A 14,682-nucleotide genomic window follows, 5' to 3' on the forward strand; every position below is an offset into this window, starting at 1 on the left:
TGCCGGCGAAAGGGCCGCAGGGCGGCCCCGGTGCTCAGAACGTCGCCTTGACCTGCAAGCCGACTACCAGGGCGTTGTCGATGTCCTTCCCGGAAAACGCCCCCGGCTCGACGATGTACTGCACGTCCGGGCGCAGGTTCAGCCACGGCGTGGCCTGGTAGCCGTAGCTCAGCTCGATCAGTTGTTCGGCGCTGTCGATGTCGGGGAATGGCTGGCCGGCGTTGAATGCGGCAGCCTCGAGCACGTCGCGGCTGCGCGGGTTCGGCACTGCGCGCCCGTAACCCAGCGCCACGGTATCCCGAGGCCGGCCCGCGAACGGCTGGTACAGCACCACGCCGGCACCGTACCACTTGGTGAATGGCGAGGCGGCCTTGCTCGAGGCCGAGTACTGGCCGAAGGCGTGCAGGCTGCGCCCCGGCAATGCCGGGTCGTTCCACACGGCCTGGTCGACCAGCAGGTAATGACCACCGCGACCGGCGACTTCCTCGCTGCTGCCGATGCGTTGCACGTTCGAGCTGTCGTAGTAGTAACCGACCTTGTACTCGCCCGGCAGCTGGCCACGCAGCTTGTACACCAGTTCCAGCGGGAGCACGGTGCCGGTGCTGTGCTTGGGCCCCAGGTGCCAGGCACGGCTGGAATTGCCGTTGCTCTCGGGGTCGACGTTGAACGCCGCCACGCGCAGTTGCCAGTCTGGCGCCAGGTCGTACTTGAGCCGCGCACCCAGGTGTGCGTTGGGATAGTTGGTCCAGCCGCTGCCGCCGGACATGTTCAGCGGGTGGCCGCAGAAGCCGGCGTTCATGAAGTTGCACAGGATGCCGCTGTCCAGCCCGCCGAGGTCGTTGCCCATGGCCATGTAGCCGAGCTTGAGGTTCAGCGCAGGCGACAGGTTACGCTCATAGCTCAGTTCGGTGAGGCGGGTGTAGAGGCCGCCGTAGTTTTCCTGGATCGGCAGGCGGTTGCCCACCAGGTCCTCCGAGGCGCTGTTGCCGCGGCGGTCGTTGATGGTCAGCTGGACCTTGCCACCGTTGTCCAGGCCATACAGTTTCGACAGGTCGAACTGCGCGCCCAGTTTGAGATTCTGCGAGTAGCGGGCCGAACGGTGCAGGCCGCCGTGGGCGTTGTAGGCGGTCTCGCCGCTGTAGTCGCCGGTGAAGGTGATGCCGTCTGCCGCGAGTTGCTGGCGCAGGCCGCCCCAGTCACCGGTCAGGGTGTTGTCGGCGGCGAATGCAGGGGTGCTGGCAAGGGCCAGAAGCAGGGTGGGGGTGAGGCGTGAAACGGATGACATTGCAAGGTCTCGGGTGGTCTGAAAGGGCCTCATCGCCGGCAAGCCGGCTCCCACAGTGAGTGCGCGGACCCTGTGGGAGCCGGCTTGCCGGCGATACAGGCGACGCGATTTATGGCAGTGCGTACGCCATCACATAGTCACCGCGGTCGGTCGACTGGCGCGCACCGCCGGCGGTGATCACCACGTACTGCTTGCCGGTCCTGGGCGACACATAGGTCATCGGGCCGCCCTGGCTGCCGACCGGCAAACGGGCTTTCCAGATCTCGCTGCCGTTGCTGCTGTCGTAGGCGCGCAGGTAGAAGTCCTGGGTGCCGGCGATGAACACCAGGCCGCCCTGGGTGGACAGGGTGCCGCCGAGGGTTGGCAGGCCGATCTTGATCGGCAGGTGCATGCGGATGCCCAGGGGGCCGGTGTCCTCGACGGTGCCGACCGGCACCTGCCAGGCCACCTGGCGGGTCTTCATGTCGATGGCGGTCAGGGTGCCGAACGGCGGCGCCTGGCACGGGATTCCGGCCACCGACAGGAAGCGGTTCTTGTTCACCGCATACGGGGTGCCCTTGAGCGGCACCGCGCCCATGCCGGTGTTCAGCGCTTCGCCACCGGCGGCGGCATCACCCTTGTTCTGCGACGGGATCATCTGGATCCACAGGCCCAGGCGCATGTCGTTGACGAAGATGAAACCATGTACCGGGTCTGTGGAAATGCTGCCCCAGTTCATCCCGCCCAGCGAGCCCGGGAAGCTCAGCGACAGGTCGGTGCCGGGCGCGGTGTAGAGGCCGTCGTAGCGCATCTTCTTGAAGTCGATGCGGCACAGCAACTGGTCATAGGGCGTGGCGCCCCACATGTCCGACTCGGTCAGGGTCTGCGCGCCGATCTGTGGCATGCCCACCGACTTCGGCTGGGTTGGCGAGTACGGCTCATTGGGGATGTTGCTTGGCTTGACCGGCACTTCATCGACTTGTGTGAGTGGCTTGCCGGTGGCGCGGTCGAGCACGTAGATCTGCCCGGCCTTGGTACCGATCACCACGGCCGGCACGCTGCTGCCGTCATCCTTGGTGAAGTCGATCAGGCTCGGCTGCATCGGCAGGTCGAAGTCCCAGAGGTCGTTGTGCACGGTCTGGTAGACCCACTTCTGGTTGCCGGTGGTGGCGTCCAGGGCCAGCACCGAGGCGCCGTAGGTGTGGTCGAGCTTGTTGCGCTCCACGCCGTAGATATCGGTGGACGAGGAGCCCATCGGCAGGAACACGGTGTTCATCGCCGGATCGTACGACATCGGCGCCCAGCTGTTGGGAGTGCTGCGCACGTAGGTGCCATCGCCCTGGGGGGCGGCGCGATCTTCCGGGTTACCAGGGTCGAAGGCCCAGCGCTGGGCCCCGCTGATCACGTCGAAGCCACGGATGACGCCGCCGGGCATGTCGGTTTGCACGTTGTCGGCCACGCGCCCGCCGACCACCACGGTGGTACCGGCCATCAGCGGTGCCGAGGACAGCTGGTAGTAGGAATCCGGCACATCGCCCAGGCCGGCCTTGAGGTCGACCTGGCCGTTGTCGCCGAAGCCCTGGCAGAACGCGCCGGTGTCGGCGTCGACGGCGATCAGGCGGCCATCGATGGTGTTGGTCAGCAGGCGGCGCTGGCAGTTGGCGCCGGCCGGCACGCTGGCCAGGGTGATCGGTGAACTGTTCGGCTGGCTCGGTTGGGCGATCGGCGCGGTGGCGTCGAAGTAAGCCATGCCACGGCAGCGCTGCCAGACCTTGGACTGGGCGTTGATGGCGTTCTTCCACAGCTGCTTGCCGGTGTCGGCGTCCAGCGCGATCAGGTTGTTGTGCGGGGTGCAGATGAACACCTTGTCGCCGACCTGCAGCGGGGTGAGCTGGTCTTCGGCGCCATTGCCGTCGCTCTGGGCGACATCGCCGGTGTGGTAGGTCCAGGCGACCTTGAGCTTGTCGACGTTGCCACGGTTGATCTGGTCCAGGGCAGCGAAACGGCTGCCGCCTTCGGTGTTGCCGTAGTGGGCCCAGTCCTTCTGCTGCTGGCCAGGCTCGACCGGGGTCAGGCCCGGGCCGTTGCCGGTGGGGGCGACACTGGGGTGGGCAACGAACATGTTGCCGGCGGCGATGGCCAGGGCCACGGCCAGCACGCCGGCGATGCCATAGGCGCCACGCGCCTGGCGGCGCACCAGTTGCGGGTAAACCAGCGCGACCACCAGGCCGATGGCGGCGAACATGAACAGGCGCGAGAACAGCGGCCAGAACACCAGGCCGCTGTCGGCCACGGCCCAGATCGCGGTGCCGGCGAGGAACAGGGCGTACAGCCAGGCGCCGGCGGGCTTGCCTCGGGCGATGAGCAGGCCGGCGAGGGCCATGGCCAGGCCGCCGGTCAGGAAGTACCAGGAACCGCCCAGGCCGGCCAGCTTGACGCCGCCGGCGGCCAGGAGCAGGCCGAGCAGGGCGATGACAACGCCCAGGCCGACCAGGATGAAGGTTGAGGCGCCAGTGGCGCGGGGTGAGTCTTTCATGCCAGGGATCTCGCAGGTGGAATACCGGCAGTTTAATCCCTTAGCAAGCTAATTAACAAGTTAGTACATTTTAAATCGGGACCGATTGTCGCAGGTCGAGCAGCCGATTCATCAGCCGCTCCCTCGCAGCCACGCGCCAAAATGAACTCAGGCCTGCAACCCTTCCATCAGGCAGCGCAACGCCCCTTTCACGCGCTCGGCGGCCGCCTGCGGATCGTCCTGGGCGATCACCCAGATACCGCTGTCGCCCATGGCGCCGTTGAGCAGGTGGGCCATGGCCACGGCATCGAAGGCGCGCAACCTGCCGGCCTGCTGCAGCTCGACCAGGCCCTGGGCCATGGGGCCGATGTAGCTGGCCTCTTCCATCTCGCGCAGGCGCGGGCCGAGCACGCCGGGCGCATCCTGCAACAGGATGCGCCGCAGCGCTGGTTCATGCAGCAGGTCGTAGTAGTACAGGCAGGTGTCGATATAGCCCTCCCACGGATCGGCGTGGGTGGCGTAGCGGGCATCGATGGCCTGGTTGATCTCGTCGAGCAGGTGCTGCACCACCGCGGTGAACAGCCCGGCCTTGCCGCCGAAGTGGTGGTGCAGGGCGCCTCGGGTGAGGTCGGCTTCAGCGCACAGTTCGTCCATCACCACGGCGGCAAAGCCTTTTTCGGCGAACTGGCGGCGGGCAACGGCGATCAGCCGTTCGGTGGTGTCCGCGCTCATGGCGGCGCGGCTGCGGCGAGGGGTGGGCATTGAGGCTCCGATGACAAGAGGCGATGCGCGCAAATTAGCATACGTTGCGTATGTCAATAAATGGCATTAGCATACGCGGCGTATGTCAATTGGAGATTGTCACCGTGTCTGCCCTCGTTTCGCGTAAACCCACTGCCTGGCTGGGCGAGCTGCCAGGCCTGCTGCGCCTGGCGCTGCCGCTGGTGCTGGGCCTGTCGGCGGCCGAGCTGATCAGCCTGACCGACACCGTGCTGCTGGCTTCGCTGGGCACGCTGGTGCTGGCCTGTGTCGCGCTGACCAGCAGTGCCGGGCTGATTTTCCATGCCGGGCTGTACGGCATGCTCGCCACCCTCAGCGTGCGCGTCGGCCACGCCTTCGGCGCCGATGATCCGGGCGAAGTGGCGCGCACGCTGCGTGGCGGCCTCGGCTATGGGTTGCTGGTCGGCATCCTCGGTTGCCTGGCCATGCTGGTCACGTTGCCGCTGGTGCAATGGCTGGGCGTGCCACTGCCGGACGTGGCCCTGCTGACGCCGTACTGGCAGGCCATGGCGGTGTTCCTGATTCCGTACTGCCTGGCGGTGGTGTTCAAGGACGTGCTGGAGGCCATCGGCCGGCCGTGGGTGGCCGTACTGCTGGTGATGAGCGCGGTGCTGTTCAACCTGCCGCTGAGCTATGGCCTGATCCACGGGCATTTCGGCTTGCCGGCGCTGGGGTTGCTGGGTGCGGGCATCGCCGGGGTGATCGCCGAGTCGCTGGCGGTGCTGCTGGCCTTTGCCTATTGGCACCTGGCGCCGTCATTGGCACGTTACCGCCAGGCGCCGCACGGGCCGCACTTGTCCTGGCGCACGCTGCTTGGCGAGGGCTGGCCACTGGGGCTGGGCTATCTGGCCGAGGCCGGCGCGGTGGTGATCGCGGCGTGGATGCTCGGCTGGCTGGGCAATGCCGCACTGGCCGCCAACCAGGTGGTGCAGTCGATCGGGGCGCTGCTGTACATGCTGCCGCTAGGCATGGCCGCGGCGGTGAGCATTCGCATCAGCCAGGCCCAGGGCCGCGGCGAGACAGCGCGCATCCGCGCCATCGGCAGCGCCACCTTCGCCAGCGTCACCGCCTGGATGCTGGTGGCCACCGTGCTGCTGGCGCTGTTCGGGCGGCGCATCGCCGAAGCCATGAGCGACGACCCGCAGGTAATCGCCATCGCCGTGCCGATGTTCGTGGTGGTGGCGGCGATGCAGGTGGCCGACGGCCTGCAATCCACCGCGCTGGGCGCCTTGCGTGGCCTGCAGGACTACCGCTGGCCGGTGGGGGTGACCTTGGTCAGCTACTGGTTGCTGGCGCTGCCGATGAGCTACTGGCTGGCCTTCCATTCCGCGCTGGGGGCGGTGGGTGTGTGGGTGGGCTTCGCCTGTGGCCTGGCCGTGTCGGCGGTGCTGCTGCCGTGGCGTTTCTATCGCCTGCAGGCCAGGCCGCTCACCGCGGCGCTGGTTCAGCCCTGATAGAACACCGCCAGCCACACCGTGGCCACGCCGGGCTCGGTCCACTCCACGCGGTGGCGGCAGCGGGGCGGGATGTCCAGGTGGTCGCCTGCGCGCAGCACGCGGGTGTGCGCCTCGTGCTCCAGGCGCAGCCCGGCGCTGCCGCTGAGCACCAGCACCCATTCGCCTTCGGCCTGGTCGTACCAGAACCCCTCAGGGCTGGCCTGGCCGCTGGAGACGATGCGTTCGATGCGCAGGCCCGGGCGGCGCAGCAGCTCGGTGAACTGCTCATCGGCCTCGGGGGCCAGCGGCGGCAGGGCGGTAAACAGGTTGTCTGGCATGGGACGGCTCGCGAGAGGTTGATTGCAGAGGGGCAATTGTAGGAAGGTTTCGGCTTTTGCCCCACGGAAAACCACGATGGACAAGCTGCTGGCGATCAAGGTGTTCATGGCCACCGCCGAGACCGGGGGCTTTTCCGCCGCCGCGCGCCGACTGGGGGTGGCGACGTCTTCGGTGACCCGCCAGGTCGATGCCCTCGAACAGGCGCTCGGGGCCAGCCTGCTCAACCGCTCCACCCGTCAGGTCAGCCTGACCGAGGCCGGCGCCAGCTACTACCAGCGCGCCCGCGAGATCCTCGAGGCGTTGGCCGAAGCCGACGCCAGCGTCGCCGACCGTGGCGAGGAGCCGGTGGGGGTGCTGCGCCTGTGTCTGCCGGTGGAGTTCGGCCGGCGGGTGATTGCTCCGCACCTGGGCACGTTTCTCGCCCGTCACCCGGCCCTGGAGCTGGACATCGACCTCAGCGACCGCTTCGACGACCTGCTCGACGGGCGCTACGACCTGACCATTCGCCTGGGCGAACCGGCGCCCGGCGATGAACTGGTGTGCCGGCCGCTGGGCCGCTTCGAGCGTTGGCTGGTGGCAAGCCCCGCGTACCTGCGCCAGCACCCGTCGCTCGGTGAACCGCGACAACTGGCCGATCACGCCTGCCTGCGTTTTCGTTACGGCCAGTCGGCGCGGCCCTGGCGCCTGACCCAGGGCGAGCAATGCCTGGAACTGGACACCAGCGGCCCGCTGCGCAGCGCCAATGCCGACCTGCTGCGCGAGGCCGCGATCGCTGGCAGCGGGGTGGCGCTGCTGGCCGACTGGCTGGTGCGTGAGGATGTCGAGGCCGGACGCCTGCAACGGCTGTTCGCCGACTGGACGGTGAGTCCGGGCAATGCCAGCGCCAGCATCAACGCCTTGTACTTGCCCAATCACCGTGGTTCGCGACGGGTGATGGCGTTCGTTGCCTTCTGTGAGGGGCTGCTGGCGGACTGAGGCGTTGCGTGCCGCGCAAAGGCCTGTTGCGCGGGCGATGGATTCTCGCCGGGGCGAATGTCCGTCACCCTTCGCGCACATCCTTTCGCAAGCCGAGGTACCCTCGAATGAATCCCTCCCTCGCCGTTGCCCAGCCTGCGGTCCCAGGCCTGAGCCGGGCGCTGGTGACGTTGCTGGCCTTCTGCTGCGGCGCCATCGTCGCCAACATCTACTACGCCCAACCCATCGTCGGCCTGATCGCCCCGGACGTTGGCCTGTCCACCGAGCGGGCCGGCCTGATCGTGTCCCTGACCCAGATCGGCTACGCCCTGGGCCTGTTGTTCCTGGTGCCGCTGGCCGACCTGCTGGAGAACCGCCGGCTGATGGTCGCCACGGCGGTGCTGGCCGCCGGTAGCCTGTTGCTGGCCGGCACCAGCGGCCATGGGCAGGGCGAGGTGTTCCTGCTGTACGCACTGCTGATCGGCTTCAGTTCGGTGGCGGTGCAGATGCTGATACCGCTGGCGGCGCACCTGGCGCCGGAGCGCGAGCGTGGCAGGGTGGTCGGCAACATCATGGGTGGGTTGCTGCTGGGGATCCTCCTGGCGCGTCCACTGGCAAGCCTGGTGGCGGATCATTTCGGCTGGCGTGCTGTGTTCGTCGGTGCCGCCGGGTTGATGCTGGCGATCATCCTGCTGCTGGCGTCGACCCTGCCGCGCCGAGTCCCCGAGCACAAGGCCAGCTATGCCGGGTTGATGGCCTCATTGCTGGTGCTGTTGCGCCGTTATCCGGTGTTGCGCCAGCGGGCGTTGTACCAGGCGCTGATGTTCGCGGCGTTCAGCCTGTACTGGACGGCGGTGCCGCTGGCGCTGGCCGCTGAACATGACCTGTCGCAGAGCCAGATCGCGCTGTTCGCCCTGGTCGGGGCGGTGGGCGCGGTGGCGGCGCCGTTGGCCGGGCGGCTGGCCGATGCCGGACATGGACGGCGCGCTTCGTTGCTGGCGATGAGCCTGGCGCCGCTGGCAATGCTCGGCGGCCTGAGTAGCGCGGGCATGAGCGTGATCGGCCTGGGGCTGACCGGGGTGCTGCTGGATTTTGCCGTGCAGATGAACCTGGTCATCGGCCAGCGCGAGGTGTACGCGCTGGATCCGGCCAGCCGTGGCCGCTTGAATGCCCTGTACATGACCAGCATCTTCCTCGGCGGCGCCGTGGGCTCGGCGCTGGCCAGCGGGGTGTATGCGCAGTTCGGCTGGCAGGGGGTGGCGCTGTTGGGGGCGGGATTGCCGGCGGTGGCGCTGGTGGTGTTCCTGATCGTTTCCCGGCGCTGATCCGGGGTGTTTATCGTCCCAGCGGCAGGGCCACGCCGATCAGCGCAAACAGGCCGCCACAAGCGCGGTTGAACCCCCGGCCACCCTTGGCAAGCCATGGCCGGATGCGAAATGCCAGGCGCGCCAGCAGGTACTCCACCAGGCACTCGACACTGGCGAAGGTCGCCGCCATCACTACGAACTGCAGCAGCAGGCCGTGCTGCGGGTCGATGAATTGCGGCAGGAACGCGCCATAGAACAACAGCACCTTGGGGTTGGCCAGCGCCGACAGGCAGCCCTGGCGGAACAGCCCGGCATTGCCCAGCGCGGTACTGCCGCGGGGCAACTCGAGGTGCAGCGCCGGGGTGCGCCACAGCTGGATCCCCAGCCAGACCAGATAGGCCCCGCCCACCCACTTGAGCACCGTCAGCACCGAGGCCGAGGCCTGCAGCAGGGCGCTCAGGCCGAACATGGTCAGGGCGATCAGGGCGCTGAAACCGAACACCCCGCCGCAGATGGTGAACAGCGTGCGCCGGGCGCCGTACAGCGCGCCATGGGTCAGGGCCAACAGGCTGTTGGGGCCTGGGGTCAGTGACAGGCCGATGCTGGCGAGCAGGTAGATGAGCCAGGTGTCGAGTGCCATGGGTGTGCCTTGTCGGTAGTTAGGGCGCCAGTGTAGGACAGGGTTGCGCGAATCCAGGGTAGTATTCGGACAACTGATGGTCACATTCGGACATTGCCATGGCACCCGACCTGCGCCTGCTCATCCTGCCGCTGCCGGAATTCGCCTTGCTGCCCTTCGGCGCCTTCCTCGACAAGCTGCGCTTTTCCGCCGACGACGAGGACTACAGCCGCCAGCGCTACTGCCGCTGGACCGTGATCGGCCTCGACCTGGCGCCTGTGCCTTGCAGTAGCGGGGCCATGGTGCAGGTGGAGGCGACGCCTGCGCAGGTCGATTGGAGCGCCTACGACCATCTGGTGCTGTTCGGCGGGCGCAATGCCAGCGCCACGGCAGCCTTGGCGCCGCGCTACCGGGCCTTGCTGAAACAGGCGGCCAAGGCGGGGGTGAAGCTGGTCTGCGTCGACAACGCGGCCTTCCTGCTGGCGGCCTGTGGCCTGTTGGACGGTCATCAGGTGGTGGTGCACTGGCGTCATGAGGCGGAGTTTCGCGTGGCGTTTCCCCGTGTGCGACTGCTGACCGGGCAGTTGTATTGCTTCGACGGCAGCCGTATCACCTGCGCTGGCGGCACGGCGGCCATCGACCTGGCGGTGGAGCTGATCGCCCGCGCCAGCGGCCGTGCCCGGGCGCTCAAGGGCCTGGCCGACATGCTGGTGGATGAAAGCCGCGACAGTCGCCATGCCTTGCGCTCGCTGGAGGCCGGCGCCGGGGAGCGGCGCCAGGTGCAACGGGCCACGGCGCTGATGCGCCATCACCTGGCGGCGCGGCTGCCGGTGGAGGCGCTGGCGGCGGAGCTGGGGATCAGCCGGCGCCAGCTCGACCGCCAGTTCCAGGCCTGCCATGGCATGAGCGCCAAGGCCTGGTGGCAGGAGCTGCGCCTGCAGCAGGCGCGCTGGCGGTTGCTCAACTCCAGCCACAGCCTGGCGCAGATCGCCGATGAAGTGGGCATGGGCGATGCCAGTTACCTGGGCAAGTGGGTGCGGCGGCGCTTCGGTTGTACGGCACTGGTGTTGCGCAAGTCCGAACTGGACTCATCGCGGGGCAAGCCCGCTCCCACGGTCTGACCCGCAGATCACAGTGGTGTGGGAGTGGGCTTCGGGATGTGGGTTTACTGTGGCGTACCGAACAATCCCGTCCAGTAGATCCCAGCGTCGCTCTTCGGGTCCACCGCATATGCCGCCCCCAGTTCGCTGAAGTCCGCGTTCATCAGCGTGGCGCAGTGCCCGGGGCTGGCCAGCCAGCCGTCGACCACCTTGCGCGCGGTATCGCGCCCAGCAGCGATGTTCTCGCCGATCTGCCGGTACAGGTAGCCGGCCAGTTCCGCGCGGTCGCCCGGGGTGCGGCCGTCGCGGTCGATATGGTCGAAGAAGTTCTGGTTGGCCATGGCCCGGGTGTGGTTGGCGGCCACGCCGGCCAGGGTTGCGTTCCAGGCAAGCGCGGGGGCGGCGGGGTAGGGCTGGCCGCCGCACTGGCGCGGCAGGTTGCGTGCGGCGTTGATCTCCTGCAACAGCTTCTGCCCTTCGGCCTGCCAGTCGCCCAGGCGCCCGCTGAGCAGCGGGCGGGCCAGGACGATGCGCCAGTCGCGGCCCTCCTGGCTGACCCCGATATCGACGAACTGCGGGTCGAGTACCACCTGGCAGAAGCTCTCCTCGATGGCTTTCATCGCCGCCTTGGCATCCCGTGGGCCGGATAGACTGATGGCTTGCACGTTGACCATCGGGTATGCCGCGCGGGTCATGGCTTGCTGCAGGTCGCGGGTGCCCTCCGGCGAAAGGGCCAGGCGCGTGTCGCTGTTGAGCGGCGGCAGCTCCAGCGAGGCCTCGCCGCCACAGCGCTGGGCCTGGCTGCGGTAGACGTTGATCGTATCGATCAGTTGCGCCTCTTCGCCGGCATACGCCGGTGTGCCGGTCGCGGCAAGCAGGCCCAGCGTCAGGCCGAGGCAGGCAACGGATGGGACGCGCATGTGGATCTCCCTGTAACTGGCAGCGTCTGGATCTGCGCTGCCCATCCTACACAAGCGCAAGGCATTTGGCCCGGCCCTGTGCGGTGTGAAAAACCAAGCCTGGGTAAACCATTGCAGGCGGCAAAAGAGGGGATAGACCGCTGGTTGGCAAGAAAGTGCGGTTCATTGGTAATAATTCGCACTATCGGCTAGAAACACTATTCAGTCACCTCGGGCGTTCCAGGCGGGCCTTGGCCATCGCCCGGGAGCGGTCCGTGGCACGTGCCTGTCCGTATCAGTCGACCCTCCTTGCACTGTGCTGTTCCGTTGTCGTCAAGGCGTATGGTACAGACGGCGCCATCACGCTGGATGCCACCGCCTCAACGGGCCAACGTGGAGAACCTGAGGGACAAGAACGAATGTGCGTCCGCCAGGGGCGGGTGCCTGATCCGCAATTGGTCAGAGGGATGCCTGTGGATTATTGCGGAGCAAGCGGCAGCGGCGCGCTAGCGGCGCCAATCCGGCCTGCGGCGCGCCCTACCAGAGGGCCACTGCCGCCGCGCCAATCACCCGGCCAAACACCGCCAGCGCCGTGTCCACGTCCTCTTCGCGGGTGTAGCGCCCGACGCTCAGGCGCACGCTGTTGCGCGCCTGGCGCTCGTCGAGGCCGAGGGCCAGCAGCACGTGGGACGCCGCATTGCTCGCCGAGTTGCACGCCGAAGTGCTCGACAGCGCCAGCTCGCCCGCCAGGGCCAGGCTGTTGAAACCCTTGGCATCGATGCACAGGTTGAGGGTATGGGGAATGCGATGCTCCGCGCAGCCGTTGAGCGTGACCCCGGGCATTGCCAGCAGGCCGTCGCGCAAGCGCCGGGCGAGTTGCTCCAGGCGCTGGTACTCCGCCGCGCCGGGCTGGCCGGCCAGGGCGAAGGCACTGCCCATGCCGACGATCTGGTGGGTGGCCAAAGTGCCAGAGCGCAAGCCGCGCTCATGGCCGCCGCCGTGCATCTGCGCACGCATCGCCGGGCGGGCGCGAGGGCCGACGTAGAGGGCACCGATGCCCTTGGGGCCGTAGACCTTGTGCGCCGAGAACGACATCAGGTCGACCGCGTGCTGCGCCAGGTCGATCCGAACCTTGCCCACTGCCTGCGCCGCGTCCACGTGCAGAAGCGCACCGTGCTCGCGGACGGTTGCACCGATGGCGGCAAAGTCGGTCACCGTGCCCAGTTCGTTGTTCACCGCCATCAGCGACACCAGGCGTGTGTCCGGACGCAGCGCGGCCTGGACCGCTTCGGGCTGGATCAACCCTCGAGCATCCGGGGCCAGGCGGGTCACTGCCCAGCCCAGGCGCTCCAGCTCGGCGGCGGTGTCGAGGATGGCCTTGTGCTCGATCTGGCTGGTGATCACATGCCCCGGCTGCGCGCAGCCCTGGGCGATGCCCTTGAGCGCGAGGTTGTTGGATTCGGTTGCGCCGGAGGTCCAGACCAGCTCGTCGGGCTGCGCGCCAACCTGCTCGGCCACCTGCTGGCGGGCATGCTCGACGGCTTCGCGGGCCGCCTGGCCGTGGAAATGGCCGCTTGAGGCGGGGTTGCCGAAGTTCGCCTCACGGCCCAGGCAGGTGAGCATGGCGGCGATGACCTGGTCATCGACCGGTGTGGTGGCGGCGTAATCGAAGTAGAGCGGGGTGCGGGGCATGATCCTGGGCGGGTCCGTGGGTGGACGCCGCCTGTCGGCATCCATGGACTCATGCTAGGGAAATGGTGATATGAATGTTTTCCAATTTTGCCAACTTGCGGGGATTTCGGGAAAAACTTCTACTAGATTTTTGCTTGGAGGTAGAAAATTTTTTTGTGTATCAAAGCCACTGCCATGGCGCCTGCTTGGTGACCATCACCAGCACGATCAGGAACATCCCGGTGAACCCCGCCACCCCCATCCACAGCCACGGACGGTACATCTGCTGGTAGTCCTCGCCCAGCGCCGTGCCGTTGCCGGCTGCCTGGGCGGCGAGGCGCTGCATGCGCGCCTGCAACAGCAGCACTGGCAGCCACAAGGCGCCGACCGCAAAGAAGATCAGCAGCGCGGCGCGCAGCCAGTCGGCGGACCAGGGCATGCCGGTCATGCTGACCATGGCGTAGCCGGTCAGCAGCTGCAGCACGCCCGCCGGGGTGGTAATCCAGGCGTCGAAGCGCACCACCATCCGCGCCACCGCGGCGATCACCCGCGGGTCGCCGCTGCGGTTGGCGGCGATCAGGTACAGGTACGAGCCCATGCCGAAGCCGAAGAGAAACACTGCGGCGATGATGTGCAGGTACTTGAGCAGCAGGTAGCTCATCTCAGCCTCGTCCGTGCTGGAAACTGACGCTGTAGCGCACCTTGTCCGGCTCACCGATGGCCGCCAGGTACCGTTCGACGCTGATCTCGCCGACGCAGGGGCGGGCGCCCGGTTCAGGCTGGTAGCCTTCGACGACCCTGGCCATCAGCGCCACTGCCGCGCAGCTGGGGATCTCCGGGCCCTTGTCGTCGCTGGCGCTGACCTGGGCCTGCAGGCGCAGTGGCTGGCCTTGCAGGTCCAGGCCGCGAACGTCGAGGTACATCGCGCTCCTGCCATCGCCCCAGCGTTCGAAACGGCTGCCCAGCCGATGCAGGCGCCGCGCCCAGGGCAGCGGGTCGCGCACCAGGCCGTACTTGACCAGCAACGCCAGCGCGGCATTGGCCAGGCCGCCGAGCATCAGCCCGGAGCCGGCCTTGAACGCCAGGTCACGGGCGCCGTAGCGTGTGGCGAAGATGTCCATGTCCGGCACGTCGACGTCGTTCAGCAGGCGCCAGCCGAGCCCGGGCAGATGGCGCAGCTGCAGGCCGAGCCAGCCGTCCACGTTGCACGGGCGGCCGTCGCGCCACTGGCGGATCGGCCTGCCGGCATAGGCCAGCACGCCTTCGATGGTAGACAGGCCGGGCATCTTCGCCGAGGAAGAAATGCCGTGCTCGATGCGGTCGATACGGCTGAAGTGATGGCGCTGCTCGTCGAGAATCGCGGACGACAGGCTCGGCACCGAACTGCAGCCACTGAGCAGGGTGACCTGGGCTTGGCGGGCACGATCGTTCAGTTGGGCGATGCCATTGACGAACAGCCGGCAGTCGGACAGGTCGCAGTAGTGCGCGCCGGCTTCGATGCAGGCCTCGGCCACGCGGTAGGGCTGGCCCTGGAACGGGCCGCCGGTGTGGATCACCCAGTCGATGCGCAGCGCGCGCAGGGCATCGGCAAAGCCGGGGGCCATCGCATCGCCGCACCAGCTTTCGCTGCCGTTCAACTGTGCAGCCAGTTGCGAGAGGCTGTCGGCATTGCGGCCGGCGATCACCAGTTGCACGGCGGGCATCTGGTTCAGGTGGCGGCAGATGATACGGCCGAAGTTGCCGTAGGCGCCGATCACCAGGATTCGGGGAGACATGCTGGGGTCCTTGTGCATGTGTC

Annotated in this window: 13 protein-coding genes; 4 read left to right on the top strand and 9 right to left on the bottom strand. The window is 67.7% G+C overall.

Annotated features, from left to right (window positions below; all coding sequences use genetic code 11):
* Window positions 1-34 precede the first annotated feature (34 nt).
* The 3 genes from BMY03_RS11950 to BMY03_RS11960 all read right to left on the bottom strand — a co-directional run bounded on the left by BMY03_RS11950 (window position 35) and on the right by BMY03_RS11960 (window position 4,541).
* On the bottom strand, window positions 35-1,285 hold the full coding sequence (locus BMY03_RS11950; protein ID WP_038705959.1) for a carbohydrate porin: 1,251 nt from the start codon (window positions 1,283-1,285) through the stop codon (window positions 35-37).
* Window positions 1,286-1,394: 109 nt separating this feature from the next.
* Window positions 1,395-3,800, bottom strand: a complete 2,406-nt coding sequence (locus tag BMY03_RS11955) for a glucose/quinate/shikimate family membrane-bound PQQ-dependent dehydrogenase (protein WP_094011175.1) — start codon at window positions 3,798-3,800, stop codon at window positions 1,395-1,397.
* 147 nt (window positions 3,801-3,947) lie between these two features.
* A complete protein-coding gene (locus tag BMY03_RS11960; protein ID WP_046855878.1) occupies window positions 3,948-4,541 on the bottom strand; it encodes a TetR/AcrR family transcriptional regulator in 594 nt (197 codons plus the stop codon).
* Between the two features lie 104 nt (window positions 4,542-4,645).
* Between BMY03_RS11960 and BMY03_RS11965 the strand changes: the two genes are divergently transcribed.
* Window positions 4,646-6,013, top strand: coding sequence for an MATE family efflux transporter (locus BMY03_RS11965; protein WP_160291339.1), 1,368 nt, complete (start codon window positions 4,646-4,648; stop codon window positions 6,011-6,013).
* Here the strand turns inward: BMY03_RS11965 and BMY03_RS11970 are convergent.
* Window positions 6,004-6,333 carry a cupin domain-containing protein gene (locus BMY03_RS11970; protein ID WP_038705962.1) on the bottom strand — a complete coding sequence of 110 codons (330 nt, stop codon included), beginning with the start codon at window positions 6,331-6,333 and terminating at the stop codon, window positions 6,004-6,006. The genes BMY03_RS11965 and BMY03_RS11970 overlap by 10 nt on opposite strands.
* Before the next feature lie 76 nt (window positions 6,334-6,409).
* Between BMY03_RS11970 and BMY03_RS11975 the strand changes: the two genes are divergently transcribed.
* Both BMY03_RS11975 and BMY03_RS11980 read left to right on the top strand, forming a co-directional pair.
* Complete coding sequence (locus tag BMY03_RS11975; protein WP_094011176.1) at window positions 6,410-7,309, top strand: LysR family transcriptional regulator; 900 nt, start codon at window positions 6,410-6,412, stop codon at window positions 7,307-7,309.
* 107 nt (window positions 7,310-7,416) lie between these two features.
* A complete protein-coding gene (locus tag BMY03_RS11980; protein WP_094011177.1) occupies window positions 7,417-8,613 on the top strand; it encodes an MFS transporter in 1,197 nt (398 codons plus the stop codon).
* A gap of 10 nt (window positions 8,614-8,623) precedes the next feature.
* On the opposite strand, the gene BMY03_RS11985 is transcribed toward BMY03_RS11980, so the two are convergent.
* Window positions 8,624-9,235, bottom strand: coding sequence for a LysE family translocator (locus BMY03_RS11985; RefSeq protein ID WP_094011178.1), 612 nt, complete (start codon window positions 9,233-9,235; stop codon window positions 8,624-8,626).
* 98 nt (window positions 9,236-9,333) lie between these two features.
* Between BMY03_RS11985 and BMY03_RS11990 the strand changes: the two genes are divergently transcribed.
* Complete coding sequence (locus tag BMY03_RS11990) at window positions 9,334-10,335, top strand: GlxA family transcriptional regulator (protein ID WP_094011179.1); 1,002 nt, start codon at window positions 9,334-9,336, stop codon at window positions 10,333-10,335.
* A 44-nt stretch (window positions 10,336-10,379) separates the two neighbouring features.
* Here the strand turns inward: BMY03_RS11990 and BMY03_RS11995 are convergent, their stop codons facing one another.
* From BMY03_RS11995 to BMY03_RS12010, 4 genes are all read right to left on the bottom strand, one after another.
* Entirely contained in the window at window positions 10,380-11,234 is an 855-nt protein-coding gene (locus BMY03_RS11995) for a CAP domain-containing protein (protein ID WP_038705966.1), read from the bottom strand.
* A gap of 516 nt (window positions 11,235-11,750) precedes the next feature.
* Window positions 11,751-12,905: a cysteine desulfurase family protein gene (locus tag BMY03_RS12000; protein WP_038705967.1), complete on the bottom strand. Its 1,155-nt coding sequence runs from the start codon at window positions 12,903-12,905 to the stop codon at window positions 11,751-11,753.
* A 160-nt stretch (window positions 12,906-13,065) separates the two neighbouring features.
* Window positions 13,066-13,545 (bottom strand): DUF2269 family protein, encoded by a 480-nt coding sequence (locus tag BMY03_RS12005; protein ID WP_038705968.1) that lies wholly within the window; start codon window positions 13,543-13,545, stop codon window positions 13,066-13,068.
* A gap of 1 nt (window position 13,546) precedes the next feature.
* Window positions 13,547-14,659, bottom strand: a complete 1,113-nt coding sequence (locus tag BMY03_RS12010; RefSeq protein WP_094011180.1) for a saccharopine dehydrogenase family protein — start codon at window positions 14,657-14,659, stop codon at window positions 13,547-13,549.
* Window positions 14,660-14,682 lie beyond the last annotated feature (23 nt).

The organism is Pseudomonas soli (assembly GCF_900110655.1).
Taxonomy (GTDB): Bacteria; Pseudomonadota; Gammaproteobacteria; order Pseudomonadales; family Pseudomonadaceae; genus Aquipseudomonas; species Aquipseudomonas soli.

Excerpts from the sequence above, each read along its gene's own strand:
- BMY03_RS12010 (WP_094011180.1), bottom strand. The coding sequence starts at position 14,659 with ATGTCTCCCCGAATCCTGGTGATCGGCGCCTACGGCAACTTCGGCCGT.
- BMY03_RS11980 (WP_094011177.1), top strand. The coding sequence starts at position 7,417 with ATGAATCCCTCCCTCGCCGTTGCCCAGCCTGCGGTCCCAGGCCTGAGC.
- BMY03_RS11995 (WP_038705966.1), bottom strand. The coding sequence starts at position 11,234 with ATGCGCGTCCCATCCGTTGCCTGCCTCGGCCTGACGCTGGGCCTGCTT.
- BMY03_RS11950 (WP_038705959.1), bottom strand. The coding sequence starts at position 1,285 with ATGTCATCCGTTTCACGCCTCACCCCCACCCTGCTTCTGGCCCTTGCC.
- BMY03_RS11975 (WP_094011176.1), top strand. The coding sequence starts at position 6,410 with ATGGACAAGCTGCTGGCGATCAAGGTGTTCATGGCCACCGCCGAGACC.
- BMY03_RS12005 (WP_038705968.1), bottom strand. The coding sequence starts at position 13,545 with ATGAGCTACCTGCTGCTCAAGTACCTGCACATCATCGCCGCAGTGTTT.
- BMY03_RS11960 (WP_046855878.1), bottom strand. The coding sequence starts at position 4,541 with ATGCCCACCCCTCGCCGCAGCCGCGCCGCCATGAGCGCGGACACCACC.
- BMY03_RS11955 (WP_094011175.1), bottom strand. The coding sequence starts at position 3,800 with ATGAAAGACTCACCCCGCGCCACTGGCGCCTCAACCTTCATCCTGGTC.
- BMY03_RS12000 (WP_038705967.1), bottom strand. The coding sequence starts at position 12,905 with ATGCCCCGCACCCCGCTCTACTTCGATTACGCCGCCACCACACCGGTC.
- BMY03_RS11990 (WP_094011179.1), top strand. The coding sequence starts at position 9,334 with ATGGCACCCGACCTGCGCCTGCTCATCCTGCCGCTGCCGGAATTCGCC.
- BMY03_RS11970 (WP_038705962.1), bottom strand. The coding sequence starts at position 6,333 with ATGCCAGACAACCTGTTTACCGCCCTGCCGCCGCTGGCCCCCGAGGCC.
- BMY03_RS11985 (WP_094011178.1), bottom strand. The coding sequence starts at position 9,235 with ATGGCACTCGACACCTGGCTCATCTACCTGCTCGCCAGCATCGGCCTG.